The following is a 14,757-nucleotide window of genomic DNA, read 5'->3' as shown; positions in this document are numbered from 1 at the left end:
GGCGCTCTCTTAATTGGCTAGGTGACGGACGTCGATTTTTCCGGTAACGGCGGCGGAGATTAGGGCGGTGCGGCGCTCTTTAAGGAGGCCAATTGCTCGCAAGGCTTCAACCGTAAGTGCATCAAGCCTTCCCATTTCTTTATCAAGAAATATAGAAATCGCCTGCTGCTCTTTCAACGGGGGGATGAAAAACCGGAGTTGCTTATACTCTCCAAGTCCCACTCGTGTTCTCGTCGATTCGACCGAGATTTGGTCAATCGCTGTTTGACCATATTTTGAGTTAAGCAACCAGCAGACGTAGTTGCCATCGGCCTTACAGATATCAAGCCGAAGACGAATTACATCTTGGGTAATAATTCCGTTTGGCTCATTTTGTGGGTAAACAGCGGCCAAACCTGGTGGGTCTCCGACTTTGGCCACCAAAACGTCTCCCGGCAGGACGTTGCAGAATTGAAGTTGTGCGGCCTTTTCTTCGGTAACGCACCATTCACTAACCCTGCAATAGCCGCTCTGCTTGATATCCCGGATATAGATGACGGGCACTCCATCAGAGACAAGCTCTGATGTGAGCAAGTCACTTCCAAAGGGGCCGTTTACAAAGGAGTGTCGATGGCTTGTCACCAAATCAAGAAGTTTCTTTCTGTGCCCCCAATGTGCCGGTACTTCTCCCAACCACTCTACCCCCGAATCCTTCATCGGCACATCCGGATTCAGGCCCTTGGTCACAGCTTGTGAAATAGTGGCTTGGCGCTTTTCTGCTAAGAGCGTGAGAAGCTTTTCCTGCTCGGCAACCAGGGCGTCAATCTTGGCGGTTTCTCGGTCGAGGAAGGTGGCGATGGCTTCTTGTTCTTCTGGTGGAGGTACACTACAAGACAATGCCCCAAACACTTCGGGATAGAGCCGTAACCTAGACTCAATCACCCCTGATGAATATGCCTTGAATTGGAGCGTGGTCTTATCTTCTCTAACCAGATAGTCAAGAAACCTAGGATTATCTTTACGCTTGAGAGAAAAAACGCTGTAGGCCGGGCTAACAATCCCATGGTACGCGGAGAATCCAAGCCCACGATTCCAAGCGAGCATGATGTTCATCACTAGGTCGTTGGGATAGCAAACCTTATAGCCTTCAAGTGACTCTGCGCGGCTTAAGAAATCCCCTTCGTCGATGATATCTGCCCGAGGGGAGACCCCCGTGTACGCGGAGACTGATAGCAATGTTTCACCACCTTCTGTCGAGCGCTCATTCCGTTCTGCAAAAAGTTCTTTGTAGCGGATTACCTCCCAGTGAGATGGGACATCGCCAAGCCACGCAATACCGCTATTCTTGTAACCCTGATACCTTGGCAAGCTCATTCCGCCAGCCCCTCAAGCATCTTGGTGATGTTGGTGGCCACCGCCTTCAACTCTTCGTCAATCTCATGTAGGCTCCGCGGAGGCTCGAAGACATAGAAATGTCGGTTGAACGGGATTTCATAGCCGACCTTGGATTTTTCCTGGTCAATCCAGGCATCCGGAGCATGCGCTAACACTTCCCGCTTGAAATAAGCGTCAATATCGTCCAAGAGCGGGACGTTTTCCGTGTCGCGCAGAGCGGCATCGGGTTGGGGCTTGCCCTTTTGTTTTCCCTTCTCGCCAACCAGGACTTTGCCGGCAGCATCGCGTAGCGGGCGCTCGACGGTGATGGTCGTGTAGCCGAATTCCTCATCCTTGAAGATGCGTGAAATCGGAACTGTCTTGATACGGCAGCCTTCTGGCACTGGAGGAGGGGTTTCCCCCTCAGCCAGGAGCACCCGGCTGATTTCCTTGCCAGAGGCATCCAGCAAAGTCGCAAGGTTGGCTTCGGTGAATGCGCCGAACAGGCGTGTGATATCGGCGATATGTTCGTCGGACAGCTCTTTTCGCTTGCTGCCGAGACTTTTGCGCATCTTCTGCCAGAAGCTGCTTGCGTCGATGAGCTGTACCTTACCTTTGCGGACCCCTGGCTTCTTGTTGGAGAGAATCCAGACATAGGTGCTAATACCGGTGTTGTAAAACATATCGGTTGGCAAACCGATGATGGCCTCGACCAAGTCGTTTTCCAGCACATAGCGACGGATTTCAGATTCTCCACTGCCTGCTCCGCCGGTAAACAGGGGCGAACCATTGAGAACGATACCGATACGACTGCCACCATCGACAGCCGGACGCATCTTGCTGATGAGGTGGAGCAGGAACAGCATTGAGCCGTCGGAGACCCGGGGCAACCCGGGGCCGAAACGGCCGTCAAAACCTTTGTCCGCGGCTTCCTTGCGAACTTCCTTCTCGACCTTCTTCCATTCGACGCCAAACGGCGGATTGGAGAGCATGTAATCGAATTTACGGCCACCGTGGCCATCTTCGGAAAGGGTGTTGCCGACCACGATATTGCCGACATCCTGGCCCTTGATGAGCATGTCAGCCTTGCAGATGGCGTAGGACTCATCGTTGAGCTCTTGACCAAACATGGTTAGGCGAGCCGATGGATTGAGCTCCAACAGGTATTCACCGGCCACGGAAAGCATACCGCCTGTGCCGGCTGTTGGGTCGTAGATGGTCCGAACAACAGCATTGCCAGATGTCAGAACATCGTCGTCCTCAATAAACAGTAGATTCACCATCAGCCGGATGACTTCGCGCGGGGTAAAGTGCTCCCCGGCAGTCTCGTTCGAGATTTCGGCGAACTTCCGAATTAGCTCCTCGAACACCAGGCCCATCTGGGCGTTATCGACGATATCCGGGTGTAGGTCGATATTGGCGAATTTCTCAGTGACTAGATAGAGCAGCCCGGCTTTGGCCAGTCGCTCGACCTGGGTGAAGAACTCGAAGCGCTCAAAGATGTCCAGAGCTGCCGGCGAAAACCCCTGAATGTAGGCATAGAGGTTCTCGCGAATGTTGTCCTGGTCGCCCAAGAGTTTGCCGAGGTCGAGCGGCGAAGTGTTGTAGAAACCCTGGCCCGCTTTGCGTAGGAGAAACGGGTCAGGATTAAGTCCGGCAGCCGTCTTTGCTTTCAATTCGGCCAACACGGCCGCTTTGGTGGATTCAAGCACACAATCCAGGCGGCGCAGAACTGTAAATGGGAGGATTACTTTGCCGTATTCGGATTGTCTGTAATCGCCGCGTAGTAGGTCTGCAACTGACCAAATGAAGGAGGAGAGGGCTTGTTGATTCATGTTCTCGTTGTTGTGTTGGCTGGAATGGCTTATTTGGCCAGCCTTTTATCGAAAGCATGACTATAACTCGTTGCTGCCCCCCAGGGCATACTAAGGCCCAGCCGTCACCGTTGAAGTGGCTCGCTGGCCAAAATTGATACTTTCCGAGGGGAGCAAGTTGAGTTGCGGAAGGAGCAAGTTGAATTGCGGACGATAGTTGCCGCGGTGATCAACACCCTGTTACAAGAAACCTTTCGAGCGTTTAGCACTCTTACGCAACGAGTGCTAAAATGGCTCTGGGTAATCCTAGTAACAACAGGAGGTGTGATTCCAAATGACGCAAGCACTGGCGTTCCCGACGATCTCTGCGGTAGGCAATATCGACGCCTACATTCAGGCAGCGAAACAATTTCCGATTCTGACCGAGGAGGAAGAGTTCCGGCTGGCAACGCGCCTTCGTGAGGAAAACGATCTGGAAGCGGCGCGTCAGCTGGTTCTTTCGCACCTGCGTCTGGTCATCTCGATTGCGCGCGGCTATCTGGGTTACGGTCTGCCGCATGCCGACCTGATCCAGGAAGGCAATATCGGCCTGATGAAGGCGGTCAAGCGCTTCGACCCGTCGCAGGGCGTGCGCCTGGTTTCCTTCGCCATCCACTGGATCAAGGCCGAGATCCACGAATATGTGTTGCGCAACTGGCGCCTCGTCAAGGTCGCGACGACCAAGGCGCAGCGCAAGCTGTTCTTCAATCTGCGTAGCATGAAGGAGAGCAGCGAGGCGCTGACCCCGGCGCAGATCGACGCGATCTCCGAACAGCTCAAGGTCAAGCCGGAAGACGTGACCGAGATGGAGACCCGGCTGAGCGGTCACGACGTGGCGCTCGAGCCCGGTAACGATGAGGACGAGGCCTTCGCGCCGATCGCCTACCTGCAGGACAATCGCTCCGAGCCGGTGCGAGTTCTGGAGAGCCGGGCGGCGGATCATCTGCAAGGCGAAGGCCTGCAGATGGCGCTGGGTGAACTGGATGAGCGTAGTCGGCGCATCGTCGAGTCGCGCTGGTTGGCTGAAGAACCGGCAACCTTGCATGAACTTGCCGCGGAATTCGGCGTGTCGGCCGAGCGTATCCGGCAGATCGAGGTCAAGGCGATGCAGAAGATGCGCGCCAGTCTGGCACCGCTGGTCGCCTGATCCGGCGCCTGACACCACAGCCAAAACCGCCCGCCATTTGCGGGCGGTTTTTCTTTTCCGGCCCTGTTTCCTGAGATAATCGACGTTTCGCGTATTCGTTCGTTTCGCTAGGGTGTGCTCTCAATTGACCGCTGGATTGCGTTGCGCCCTGCGCCGGATCGGCTGCAAGGCGCGTGCCGTAGCGAAGGGTTGTTCCCTTCGCAAGACGCGCAACGCTGCAGACGACCGGCGCATCCGCCGCCTAGCGCTACGCCTCGCCAGACCCTTGCGCAACCAACGCTTAATTGAGAACACACCCTAGGAAACCCGGTATGTCAAAAACTGTCGAAGAAATTGCCAAGGCTACCGGCTTTTCGATCACCACCGTCCGCTTCGTCATCAACGGGCAGACCGATCGCTACCGCATCAGCGCCAAGACCCGCCAGGCGATCGAGGATTACATCGCCATCCACGGTTACTCGATCAACCATGCCGCGCGCAGCCTCAAGCTCGCCCGCACGGAGACGATCGGCTTCGTCGTGCCCGACCTTGCCAACGCCTATTTCGCGCGGCTGATGGCGGCGCTGGAAGCCCGTTGCAACGAACGCAATCTGCTGCTGCTGACGCTGGCCTCGCACGAGAGTCCGGAACTCGAAAACCGCGCAATCACGAGCCTGCTCGAACGCGATGTCGATGGGCTGGCGATCGCTCCCTGCCAGTCGGTGGTGCTTCCGCAACTGCGCAGCAACAAGACGCGCGCGTCGATCGTCGCCTTCGACCGTGGCTACCCTTCCTGGCCGTTTCCCGCCGTCGTCAGCGACAACTACCAGGGCGGGCTGGAAATGGCGCGCCGCATGCTGCAGGAATCCGCCGGCGGCGAATGTTTCTTCCTGTGCGCGCATGCCGATTCGCCGAGTATTCAGGATCGTATCCGTGGCTTCGAGACGGCTTGCGCCGAGTCCGGCGTCGATGACGTCGCGTCGCGGATCTGGACGGATGCCAACGACAGTCCCGACGCCGGCCGGCATCTGATGCGCATCCTCATCGACGAGTTGCGGCGACCGCCGGCCGCCTTCATGTGTTCGTCATTGCTCGTGCTCGAAGGGGCCTTGCTGCAATTGCGCGAACAGATGGGCAACATCGATCCGGCGCTGTTGATCGGCACCTTCGACGATCACGCCATGCTGGATCTCCTGCCCAACCGGATCGTTGCCGTCCGCCAGAACGAGAAGGCCATCGCCGAACGCCTGTTCGAGCGTTTGCTGGCGCCGCGTGATCCGGTCGGCCTGCCGGGCGAAACCGACACCGTGCCTTGCGAAATCATCTGCCGGAATTTCTGAATCTGCTGTTTTCCTTCGCCTTTCGCGTGGCTGTGGCTAAATCGTAACAGCGTGAGTCGCCATGAGCCTTTGCTGTCAGTAGACATTCGTCTTTGAGGCGTATAGATTGCGGGCTTGGGGACGCGTGGGTCATGGTTTCAAGAGGCGCTGTCGTGGCTTGCACAGGCTTGTCGGGACGTGCTTGAGTCAATCGCTCGTCAGGAGGTCGGCAACGACAGCCTGATGCGATGGCAGTCTTGAATCCGTTTGCGCTTTCGTGCGTGGGCATCGGCTCAAAAACGTCCGGCAGTCTGTTCAACAGCGACAAGGATCTGTTCTCCCGCTGCGACACGATGCGGCGGAGACGGGTTTTTGGGCTTTGATTAGGAAGGGGTGTGCGCATGGAAGAAACGACCGCCGCTGACCAGCCAAAAACGTTTTCGGCGTGGGTCAAGAAGCAGAATGCCGGCCTGTGGTTCGGGCTAGGGTATCTGGCGTTTTCGCTGCTGTTTTTTGTCGTCTCCTTCGATCTCCTGTACAAGTCGCGGCTGATCGGCGCTGGGCCGGGTATGTATCCGCGCTGGCTGACCGGTCTGTCGATCGTCGTGGCGCTCGCCTACATCTGGCAGTCCTGCCACGGCCAGGTGTTCCGCGTCGGCGAGTGCTTCCCCGGGCGGAAAGAACTGACCAATGTCGCGACGGTGTTCCTGTCCTGCATGGTCTTCGTGCTGCTGCTCAATCACACCGGCTTCATCATCGCCGGCTCGCTCTTGCTGCTGATCATGTTCGTGCCGCACTACAAGCTGTGGCAGGCGGTGCTGTTGTCGATCGGGATCTCGCTGGTCTGCTACGGCATCTTCAAGATCTGTTTTTCCGTCCCCCTGCCCTGACCGCCGGAGCATCGCACTATGGAATCACTGATGGGTTTGTTGTCGGGTTTTGGCGTGGCGATGACATGGCAGAACCTCCTGTATTGCCTGATCGGCGTCACCGTCGGCCAGCTGGTCGGCGTGCTGCCGGGCATCGGCCCGACCACCGCGACGGCGCTGCTGATCCCGCTGACCTACGGCATGTCGCCGGTCTCGGCGATCATCATGCTGTCCGGGATTTATTATGGTGGCATGTACGGCGGGACGATCACCTCGGTGCTGATCAACACGCCGGGCGAGGCCGCCTCGGTGATCACCTGCCTCGACGGGCATGAAATGGCCAAGCAGGGGCGTGCCGGGGTCGCGCTCGGGGTGGCGGCCTTGGGCTCCTTCGTCGGCGGCGTTGCCTCGGTGCTGGGCCTCGCGCTGATCGGTCCGCCGCTGGCCGACTTCGCGCTGCGCTTCGGGCCCTCGGAGATGTTCTCGCTGATGCTCTTCGGCATGACGATGGTCGTCGGCCTGATGGGCAGTTCGATCGTGCGCGGCCTGGTCGCCATGTTCATCGGCCTGATGCTCTCGGTGATCGGCATGGATTCGATCACCGGTACTTTGCGCTTTACCTTCGGGCAGCCTTTCCTGATGAACGGTCTTGACCTGGTGACGATCGCCATGGGCTTGTTCGGCCTGTCGGAAATCTTTCTCGGTATGGAAAACCTCAATGCCGTCGGCAAACCGGAGAAGCTGTCGAGCCTGTGGCCCGAGAAAAAGGAAATGAAGACGACAACCAACGCGATCCTGCGCGGGACCGGTCTCGGCTTCTTCATCGGCCTGATTCCGGGCACCAACTCGGCGATTCCGGCGCTGCTGTCGTACTCGATGGAGAAGAAGCTGTCGAAGACGCCGGAGAAATTCGGCAAGGGCGCCATCGAAGGCGTCGCCGGTCCGGAAACCGCCAACAATTCGTATTGCGGCGGTGCGATGATCCCGCTGCTGACACTGGGCATTCCGAGTTCTCCGACCATCGCCATCCTGCTCGGCGCCTTCGTCATGCACGGGCTGACGCCGGGACCGATCCTGTTTACGCAGAATCCGACTTTCGTCTGGGGCGTGATCGCCAGCATGTTCATCGGCAATGCCATGCTGCTGCTCATGAATCTGCCGCTGGCCGGCTGGTGGGCGCGGATCGCGCTGGTGCCGGCCAAGCTGCTCTATCCCATTGTGCTGATCATCTCGATCATCGGCGCCTATACCGTTTCCAATGACCTGTGGGATGTCGGTGTCATGCTGGTCTTCGGGGTACTCGGTTACATCATGAAGAAGATCGACATTCCGATGGCGCCGATCGTGCTCACCTATGTGCTGGGCACGATGATGGAGAAGGCGCTGCTGCAATCGGTCAAGATCAACGGCGGCAGCCTGATCGGTCTGGTCGAAAGCCCGATCTCGCTGGTCATGCTGATCCTTGCCGCGATCGTGTTCTCCGGCAGCGTCTATGCCGAGATCAAGAACAAGAAGGCGATGATCGCCGGCGAGATCGACTGAACCCCGCCGGGCTTCCTCCGGCAATAAAAAAGCCGACCGCAGCAAGCGTGCTGCGTCGGCTGTTTTTTTGCGTCGATCGCGCGTCCGGCGATCGACCTTCCCGCGACCTGCGTCAGGCGGTCGGTTCTGCGGCGGCCGGCTCGGGCAGGATGCAGACTTCCGGCCATTCGATCATCAGGTCGTTGTCCTTGGCGAAGTTGACGACGAAGTCCCAGAGTTCCGGGTCTTCCTTTTTCAACTCGGCGGCGATAAATACGCCTTTGTCCTTATCCTTGTGGATGGGCCGGACATACTTCGAATAGGTCAGTCGTCCGTCCTCGAACTTCGACACGGAGCAGCACAGGCGCTGATCCCAGTCGCTCGGGCGGAAGACGCGGCCGGAGTTGGTGCGGCCGATGATGACCAGGCACCCGGATTCCAGAATTTCCATAATATCGATCTCAACACGCAATAAGAAACGGCAGGGCGCCCACACACGGCGCCATCATCCGGTCATTTTCCCATACGTTCGCACCGGCCGTCCAACGAAAAGCGGACGACAGGCGGAACGGGGGCGGCAACTCAGAGCGCGAGCAGCGTTTTCAGCGTTTCGCCCAGGCGCACCATCTGCTGGGTATTGGTCGCGAAATGGGCGCTGTAGTAGTGCGCCGGGTCGCGCGTCCGGCTCGTCGCCGTGCGGAAATTGCCGATCGACACCTGGTAGTCCTTGGCGCAGATCGGGTAATCGAGCGATTCGGCGAGCGAGGCCGTGGCAAGATAGTCGGAAACGATCCGGGCTTTTTCCGGCGCGTCTTGCCAGTGCTTGCACAGCCAGACGTACAACTCGGGATGGAAGTTTGCCATGACGCCGCTGTAGCCGTGCGCCCCCGCCTGCAATGACGCGAGCAAGGTCTGGCCGTTAGCGTTGGCGAGGTGGACGCGGCTGCCACGGGTCAGCTCGAGTCGCCGTTTGATCGTGTCGATCTGGCAGCAAGTGTCCTTGATGAAGGTGTAGCGCCCACTCTCCGCGCACCAGCGCACGACCTCGTCGGAGAGCAGGCGCTTGTAGGGATGCGGACATTCATAGATACCGAGTCCGACCCGGTCGTCGAGCGCGGCGGTGATGCGCTGCAGGCTGTTCAATACGGTGTCGTCGCCTTCGCTGGCCGCAGCGAGTCGGTTGCTGATCAGGATCAGGCTATCGACGCCGGTTTCGGCCATCTTGCCGAGCTGGTCGATCTGTTGCGACAGGGCGCAGGCGGTGTGGCCGGAGGCCACGACCGGGACGCGCCCATCGACGCGCTCGAGCACGAAGCGGACAAGCTGTAACGATTCAGCTTCCGACAAAAAGAACATCTCGCTCGACTGGCAGTTGGCGAACAGGCCCGAGACGCCGGCGCGCAGATACCATTCGATCAGTTTCTCCAACGACGCCCAGTCGATCTCGCGGTGTTCGTCGAAGGGCGTCAGCATGACGGGCCAGACACCGCAGTATTGGCTAGCAGTTTGCATCGGGACTCATTTCCTGAAAAAACGGGGCGACCCATGCCAAGGCCGCCCCCATGGAGAAATTACAGAAGGGCGTAGGCGTCGCCGGCCACGCTGACCCGGATGTTCTGCGTCAGTGCCTGGGCGACGAAGGCGCGCAGCACGTCGGCAAGCTTGTCGTCATCGACATAGGCGACCGTGATGTGGTTGCTCTGGTGGCCGGCCATCAGGTCGTCGCGGCCGACGCCGTCGAGCACGCAGTTGAGCAAGGGCCATTCGTAGGTCGTCGCCTTGCGCCGCCGTTCGAACTCCTCGGCCGGCAGTTCGACTGCCGTGCCGGTGCCGATATGCATGAAGACCTGCGTGCCTTCGTAGTGCGCCCGCGCCCAGATCAGGCGGCCGGACTTGCCCTGGCCGTGGATCGACGAGCCGCCCTTGGGGAAGTACATGGCCGGCTGACGGTAGCCGGTGGCGCCGGCGATGCCGCCCTTGAGGTGTTCGAAGGGGACCGATCCGGAAATCTCGAAATCCCAGTAGAAGGTGCCCTGATATTCGCTGCCCCAGCGGATGTCGTGCAGCGTCGTTTCCGACGGCAGTCCGAAGGCGTCGAGCAGGCGCCAGAGCATCGTCTGGGGAATCGCCGTGCCCATGTCGACTTCATTGATGCAGGGGATCGGCTTGCCGGCGCGAATGATGTTGCCATTTTCGTCGGGGATCGGGAAGCGCGCGGTCGAGCCGATCGCGCCTTCGGCGAAGTCGGAGGCAGCGCACGAGTGGGCGAGGCCCTGCTGGTACTGGACGCCGACCGAGGTGAGGCCGAAGCGCTGGGTGAAACGCGCCATCGCGATCATCATCGCGCACTGTTCGAGCACCTGATCGCGCGTCAGTTCTTTTGCCGGATCGCTGCCGAAATTGAACTTCATGCCGCGTGCCTCGTACCACTGCAGGCATTCCTCGCGCAGCGATTGCGGCACCTTCGCCATTTCGACGAGCAGGGCCGATTGCGACAGGCTTTCCATCGGCATGCCAATGTCAACGAGCGCCTTCTGCGGGAAGACGCCGTTGATCATGCCCATGCAGAAGCTGTCGAACAGCCCCATGATTTCCTTGTTGCGCAGGACGAATTCACCGACCTGGCGGCCGGCCTGCCAGGCGTCGGTCTTGGCGGCCGGATGCGTGGTATCCACCGTGTGCAGATAGGAGACGTCGTGGTCGATCTTGCCGGTCTTGAGCCAGGCGCCCAGGCCTTGATAGAAGAAGGCGTCGTCGAAGTCCGAGGACCACAGGCGCGCGTACTGCTTGCCCAGGCTGTTGAGCGTGCCGGCCATGCACAGCATGCCGACGAGGCCCGGCCAGGTGCCGTCGAAATTGGCCAGCAGCAGGACCGGCCCGCGATGCTTGGCGAGACTCGGCGCCAGGTGGTGCGAGTACTGCCAGGCGGTCAGCAGCACGATGACGGGCGCATCGGGGTCGATGCTCGCGAAGAGGTCGCTGCCTTCCCGTTGGCTGCTGATGAAGCCGTGTCCCTTGTCGTTCTTGTAGAGGTGGGCGCGCTTGGCGGCGACGCCGAAACGATCGGCCAGGGCCTTTTCCAGCTTGGCTTCGAATTTGTTCTGGACCGGCCAGCATTCGACGTTGGCCGATTCGCGCAGGTCGGCGTTGGTAACGACCAGCACTTCCTTGGCGCCGGCCGAGATCAGCGGCTTGTTCTCGGGCAGGGTGAGCTTGAGCATGTGGGACATCCTTTCGACAGAGGGGCGGGCGTGGCTCAGTGCCAGGCCTGCATGGCGGAACGGCAACGTTCCATTGTTTCGTAAAGTTGCAGATAGACGGCGTATTTGGCGTCGTGGAAGGCCTTGGTGTCGGGGCGCGCCTTGACACTGCCGCCGGGACGGACCATGCAGGCCGCCGCGTCGGGCAGGGTCGGGAAGGCGCCGTCGGCCACGGCGCCGAGCAGGGCGGCGCCCAGCGTCACGGCGTCTTCCTCGCTGACGAGGTGGATCTCGCAGCCGGTCGCGTCGGCGTTTTCACGCAGCCAGTACGGGTTCTTCGTGCCGCCGCCACACATGATGATGCGTTCGATCTTGTGCCCGGCCGCGTTCATGCTTTCGATGATGTGGCGCGTGCCGTAGGCCAGCGCCTGCAGCGTGGCCAGGTACAGGCGCGCCAGCGCGTCCTTGCCGGTTTCCAGCGTCAGTCCGACGACGACGCCGCGTGCGTGCGGGTTGGCGCGCGGCGAGCGGTTGCCGTGGTGGTCCGAGAGTACATGCAGGTCGCGGGCGGGGTAGGCTTCGCGGCGTTCAAGATCCGCCGTCCAGTCGTTGAGCACGGCGTAGAGGTTGCGATTCTCGTCTTTCGCCGTCGCTTCGAGCAGCGGCCAGGCGTCGCTCTGGCGTAGTGTCCAGTCGAGCAGCGCGCCGGCGGCACTCTGTCCGCCTTCGCCGAGCCACCAGCCCGGTAGCATGGCGCCGTAATAGGGCCCCCAGACGCCGGGAACCATGACCGGGTCGGGATTGACGACCATGTGGCAGTTCGAGGTGCCGCCGATGATCGCCAGGCTGCCGAGCGGTGCCGTGCTGACCAGCGCGAGCCCGCCGGCGTGCGCGTCGATGATGCCGGTGGCGACGGTGATGCCGGCCGGCAATCCGAGTTCGGCCGCCGCCCCCTGGCTCAGGCCGCCGGCGGCCGAACCGAGCGGCAACACCGTGGCCGGCACCTTGCCGAGCAGGTCGTCGAGGCCGACTGCTGCAAGTAGCGTTGCGCTGAAACGGTTCTCGTGCGCGAGATAGTTCCACTTGCAGGTGAGTGTGCACACGCTTGCCGTGTCTGCCCCGGCGAGCCGCCAGGTCAGGTAATCGGCGAGGTCGAAGAAGCGCCAGGTCCGGGCGTAGCGCTCGGGGAAACGCTGCTTCAGCCACAGCACCTTGGGCAATTCCATTTCGATGCTGACTTCGCCGCCGACGTAAGCCAGCACCCGGTCCTTCGTGGCGTTGATTGCAGCCGTCTGGTCGCCGGCACGGTGGTCCATCCACATGATGATGTCACGTTCGGCTTCGCCGCCTTCGGCCACCGACACCGGCGCGCCATCGGCGCCGACGGCGACGAGCGAACAGGTGGCATCGACGCCGATCGAGACGACTTGCGCCGGATCGATCGCCGCGGTGGCGACGGCCTCGCGCACGGCGGCGACGGTTTGCGCCCAGATGTCGGCCGAGGATTGCTCGACATGCAGCGGCTTGGCATGGAACTGTTGGATCGTGCGCACGGCAAAGGCCAGGCGATGGCCTTCACGGTCAAAAAGACCGGCGCGCACGCTTGCCGATCCGACGTCGATTCCGAGATGAACGGGGTTTCCCACGACACCCTCCATTGTTATAGCTAATTCGAGTTAGCAATATAGTGAATGGCGGCGGTTTTATCAAGCTGCGGATGTGAAAAAGCCTCCGCGAACGGAGGCTTCCGGGGCTGCGGCGCGCGTGTCCGGCGGCGCGCCGGGTCGCGGCGGATCAAAGGCCGAGCAGGCTGCTATGCACCTTCATGACGACCTTGCGGATCATCTTCTTTTCACTGACGACGACGCAGGGGCGATGCAGTTCCTGCGGCAGGAAGACCAGGAAAGTGCCGGGATTGACGTCGATGAAGGCTTCGGCGGCCGGCGTCGGGAAGAAGGCGAGGTCCTTGTCCTTGAGCTGGTCGTCGGCGATCGGCAGTTCCGGTTGCGGCAGGGCGAAGCCATAGCGCTCGGCGGTCGAGTAGGGCAACTGGATGTCGGCGTATTGCTTGTGCGCTTCGGCACGGCTTTCGGCCAGCGTGCGCAGTTCGACGTCCTGGACGAGATAGAACAGCTTGTCGCCTTCGACTTCGTATTTGCCTGGGGCCAATTCCAGCGGGTTCACCTTCTGGATGGCTTCGAGCGCCCGCACGACGGCGGCGGGCAGAACGGACTTCTGGCGGGCGACATCGGATACCAGACCGACGATCATGGCGATTCTCCTTTTAAAAAACGGGATCATACCCGCCTCGCCGGCCAAGGCAAAATGGCCAGACCACTTTTGTGACGCGCTGTCATCCTGTTGTCACAATCGCCGCGTAAGGTGCGCCCTGAACTCACTGACAACAGTCCGAAAGGAGCGCAGCAATGATGAAGCACAGAATTCTTTCCGCCCTGGCCCTGGCCGGGTTTGCAATGGTCGGCGCGCAGCCGGTGCTGGCCCAGGTCGTCAAGGTCGATGGTTCGTCGACGGTCTATCCGATCACCGAAGCGGTTGCCGAGGATTTCCAGAAAGCCAAGAAGAACGCGGTCAAGGTGACCGTCGGCATCTCGGGCACGGGCGGCGGTTTCAAGAAGTTCTGCCGCGGCGAGATCGATGTGTCCGATGCCTCGCGTCCGATTCTCAAGGCCGAGATGGAAGCCTGCAAGCAGGCCGGCATCCAGTATTACGAATTGCCGGTGGCTTTCGACGCGATTACCGTCGTCGTCAATCCGAAGAGCTTCCTCAAGGACATCAGCGTCGAGCAGCTGAAGGCGATGTGGGAGCCGGCGGCGCAGGGCAAGGTCAGTAAGTGGAACCAGATCAATCCGGCCTGGCCGGACGCGCCGATCAAGCTCTTCGGGCCGGGCGCCGATTCGGGCACCTTCGATTACTTCACCGAGGCCGTCGTCGGCAAGGCCAAGTCTTCGCGCGGCGACTACACCGCTTCCGAAGATGACAACGTTCTGGTCCAGGGCATCTCGCGCGACGTCAATGCGATCGGCTATTTCGGCTACGCCTACTACGCCGAGAATACCGGCAAGCTGAAGGCGCTGCCGGTGATCGAGAAGACCGGCAAGGCGGGTATCGCCCCGTCGGAAAAGACGGTGCTTGACGGTTCCTACCAGCCGCTGTCGCGGCCGATCTTCATCTATGTCAATGCCAAGTCGCTCGACAAGCCCGAGGTCAAGGAATTCGTCGAGTACTACATGAAGGAAGGCGCCAAGCTGGCGAAGGAAGTGAAGTACGTGCCGCTGCCCGCCAAGGCCTACACGGTCAATCTTGAACACCTCGCCAAGAAGAAACTCGGCACGGTGTTCGGCGGCAATGCCGAGGTCGGTGTGACGATCGAAGCGCTGCAGAAGCGTGAGGGCTCGCTCTAAACCTTCCGGTACGACGCCGCTGCCCGGCATGTCCGGCGCGGCGTCGCGATCGGGGCGTACAGCGCCATCCGCTCAATTTTCAGGGTCAATTACG

The 14,757-nt window shown here is 60.3% G+C and carries 12 protein-coding genes; 5 read left to right on the top strand and 7 right to left on the bottom strand.

The window, feature by feature from the left end:
* Positions 1 to 9 precede the first annotated feature (9 nt).
* The gene (locus BLR25_RS00625) at positions 10 to 1,353 is read right to left on the bottom strand and encodes a restriction endonuclease subunit S (RefSeq protein ID WP_091931834.1); all 1,344 of its coding nucleotides are present in this window, start codon (positions 1,351 to 1,353) and stop codon (positions 10 to 12) included.
* Positions 1,350 to 3,188, bottom strand: a complete 1,839-nt coding sequence (locus tag BLR25_RS00620) for a type I restriction-modification system subunit M (RefSeq protein WP_091931831.1) — start codon at positions 3,186 to 3,188, stop codon at positions 1,350 to 1,352. Before BLR25_RS00620 ends, BLR25_RS00625 begins: the two co-directional genes overlap by 4 nt.
* A 313-nt stretch (positions 3,189 to 3,501) precedes the next feature.
* Between BLR25_RS00620 and rpoH the strand changes: the two genes are divergently transcribed.
* The 4 genes from rpoH to BLR25_RS00600 all read left to right on the top strand — a co-directional run bounded on the left by rpoH (position 3,502) and on the right by BLR25_RS00600 (position 8,062).
* Positions 3,502 to 4,353, top strand: coding sequence for an RNA polymerase sigma factor RpoH (gene rpoH / locus BLR25_RS00615; RefSeq protein WP_091931828.1), 852 nt, complete (start codon positions 3,502 to 3,504; stop codon positions 4,351 to 4,353).
* A 311-nt stretch (positions 4,354 to 4,664) separates the two neighbouring features.
* A complete protein-coding gene (locus BLR25_RS00610) occupies positions 4,665 to 5,672 on the top strand; it encodes a LacI family DNA-binding transcriptional regulator (RefSeq protein WP_091931824.1) in 1,008 nt (335 codons plus the stop codon).
* A gap of 380 nt (positions 5,673 to 6,052) precedes the next feature.
* Positions 6,053 to 6,541, top strand: a complete 489-nt coding sequence (locus BLR25_RS00605) for a tripartite tricarboxylate transporter TctB family protein (RefSeq protein WP_091931821.1) — start codon at positions 6,053 to 6,055, stop codon at positions 6,539 to 6,541.
* 18 nt (positions 6,542 to 6,559) lie between these two features.
* Positions 6,560 to 8,062: a tripartite tricarboxylate transporter permease gene (locus BLR25_RS00600; RefSeq protein WP_091931818.1), complete on the top strand. Its 1,503-nt coding sequence runs from the start codon at positions 6,560 to 6,562 to the stop codon at positions 8,060 to 8,062.
* A 112-nt stretch (positions 8,063 to 8,174) separates the two neighbouring features.
* On the opposite strand, the gene BLR25_RS00595 is transcribed toward BLR25_RS00600, so the two are convergent.
* From BLR25_RS00595 to BLR25_RS00575, 5 genes are all read right to left on the bottom strand, one after another.
* Positions 8,175 to 8,492: a DUF3579 domain-containing protein gene (locus BLR25_RS00595; protein ID WP_091931815.1), complete on the bottom strand. Its 318-nt coding sequence runs from the start codon at positions 8,490 to 8,492 to the stop codon at positions 8,175 to 8,177.
* A 131-nt stretch (positions 8,493 to 8,623) separates the two neighbouring features.
* Entirely contained in the window at positions 8,624 to 9,553 is a 930-nt protein-coding gene (locus BLR25_RS00590; RefSeq protein WP_091931812.1) for a dihydrodipicolinate synthase family protein, read from the bottom strand.
* A 59-nt stretch (positions 9,554 to 9,612) separates the two neighbouring features.
* Entirely contained in the window at positions 9,613 to 11,262 is a 1,650-nt protein-coding gene (locus tag BLR25_RS00585; RefSeq protein ID WP_091931809.1) for a signal transduction protein, read from the bottom strand.
* 35 nt (positions 11,263 to 11,297) lie between these two features.
* Positions 11,298 to 12,887, bottom strand: coding sequence for an FGGY-family carbohydrate kinase (locus tag BLR25_RS00580; RefSeq protein WP_218122584.1), 1,590 nt, complete (start codon positions 12,885 to 12,887; stop codon positions 11,298 to 11,300).
* A gap of 148 nt (positions 12,888 to 13,035) precedes the next feature.
* The gene (locus BLR25_RS00575; RefSeq protein WP_176785689.1) at positions 13,036 to 13,512 is read right to left on the bottom strand and encodes a NanQ anomerase/TabA/YiaL family protein; all 477 of its coding nucleotides are present in this window, start codon (positions 13,510 to 13,512) and stop codon (positions 13,036 to 13,038) included.
* A gap of 155 nt (positions 13,513 to 13,667) precedes the next feature.
* Between BLR25_RS00575 and BLR25_RS00570 the strand changes: the two genes are divergently transcribed.
* A complete protein-coding gene (locus BLR25_RS00570; RefSeq protein WP_091931783.1) occupies positions 13,668 to 14,663 on the top strand; it encodes a PstS family phosphate ABC transporter substrate-binding protein in 996 nt (331 codons plus the stop codon).
* The last annotated feature ends 94 nt before the right edge of the window (positions 14,664 to 14,757 follow it).

The sequence above is a fragment of the Propionivibrio dicarboxylicus genome (genome assembly GCF_900099695.1).
Taxonomy (GTDB): domain Bacteria; phylum Pseudomonadota; class Gammaproteobacteria; order Burkholderiales; family Rhodocyclaceae; genus Propionivibrio; species Propionivibrio dicarboxylicus.
This window is presented reverse-complemented; position numbering and strand designations above follow the sequence as displayed.

Bases quoted from the DNA above. Each gene is read 5' to 3' on its own strand.
- BLR25_RS00625 (WP_091931834.1), bottom strand. From the start codon at position 1,353: ATGAGCTTGCCAAGGTATCAGGGTTACAAGAATAGCGGTATTGCGTGG.
- BLR25_RS00620 (WP_091931831.1), bottom strand. From the start codon at position 3,188: ATGAATCAACAAGCCCTCTCCTCCTTCATTTGGTCAGTTGCAGACCTA.
- rpoH (WP_091931828.1), top strand. From the start codon at position 3,502: ATGACGCAAGCACTGGCGTTCCCGACGATCTCTGCGGTAGGCAATATC.
- BLR25_RS00610 (WP_091931824.1), top strand. From the start codon at position 4,665: ATGTCAAAAACTGTCGAAGAAATTGCCAAGGCTACCGGCTTTTCGATC.
- BLR25_RS00605 (WP_091931821.1), top strand. From the start codon at position 6,053: ATGGAAGAAACGACCGCCGCTGACCAGCCAAAAACGTTTTCGGCGTGG.
- BLR25_RS00600 (WP_091931818.1), top strand. From the start codon at position 6,560: ATGGAATCACTGATGGGTTTGTTGTCGGGTTTTGGCGTGGCGATGACA.
- BLR25_RS00595 (WP_091931815.1), bottom strand. From the start codon at position 8,492: ATGGAAATTCTGGAATCCGGGTGCCTGGTCATCATCGGCCGCACCAAC.
- BLR25_RS00590 (WP_091931812.1), bottom strand. From the start codon at position 9,553: ATGCAAACTGCTAGCCAATACTGCGGTGTCTGGCCCGTCATGCTGACG.
- BLR25_RS00585 (WP_091931809.1), bottom strand. From the start codon at position 11,262: ATGCTCAAGCTCACCCTGCCCGAGAACAAGCCGCTGATCTCGGCCGGC.
- BLR25_RS00575 (WP_176785689.1), bottom strand. From the start codon at position 13,512: ATGATCGTCGGTCTGGTATCCGATGTCGCCCGCCAGAAGTCCGTTCTG.
- BLR25_RS00570 (WP_091931783.1), top strand. From the start codon at position 13,668: ATGATGAAGCACAGAATTCTTTCCGCCCTGGCCCTGGCCGGGTTTGCA.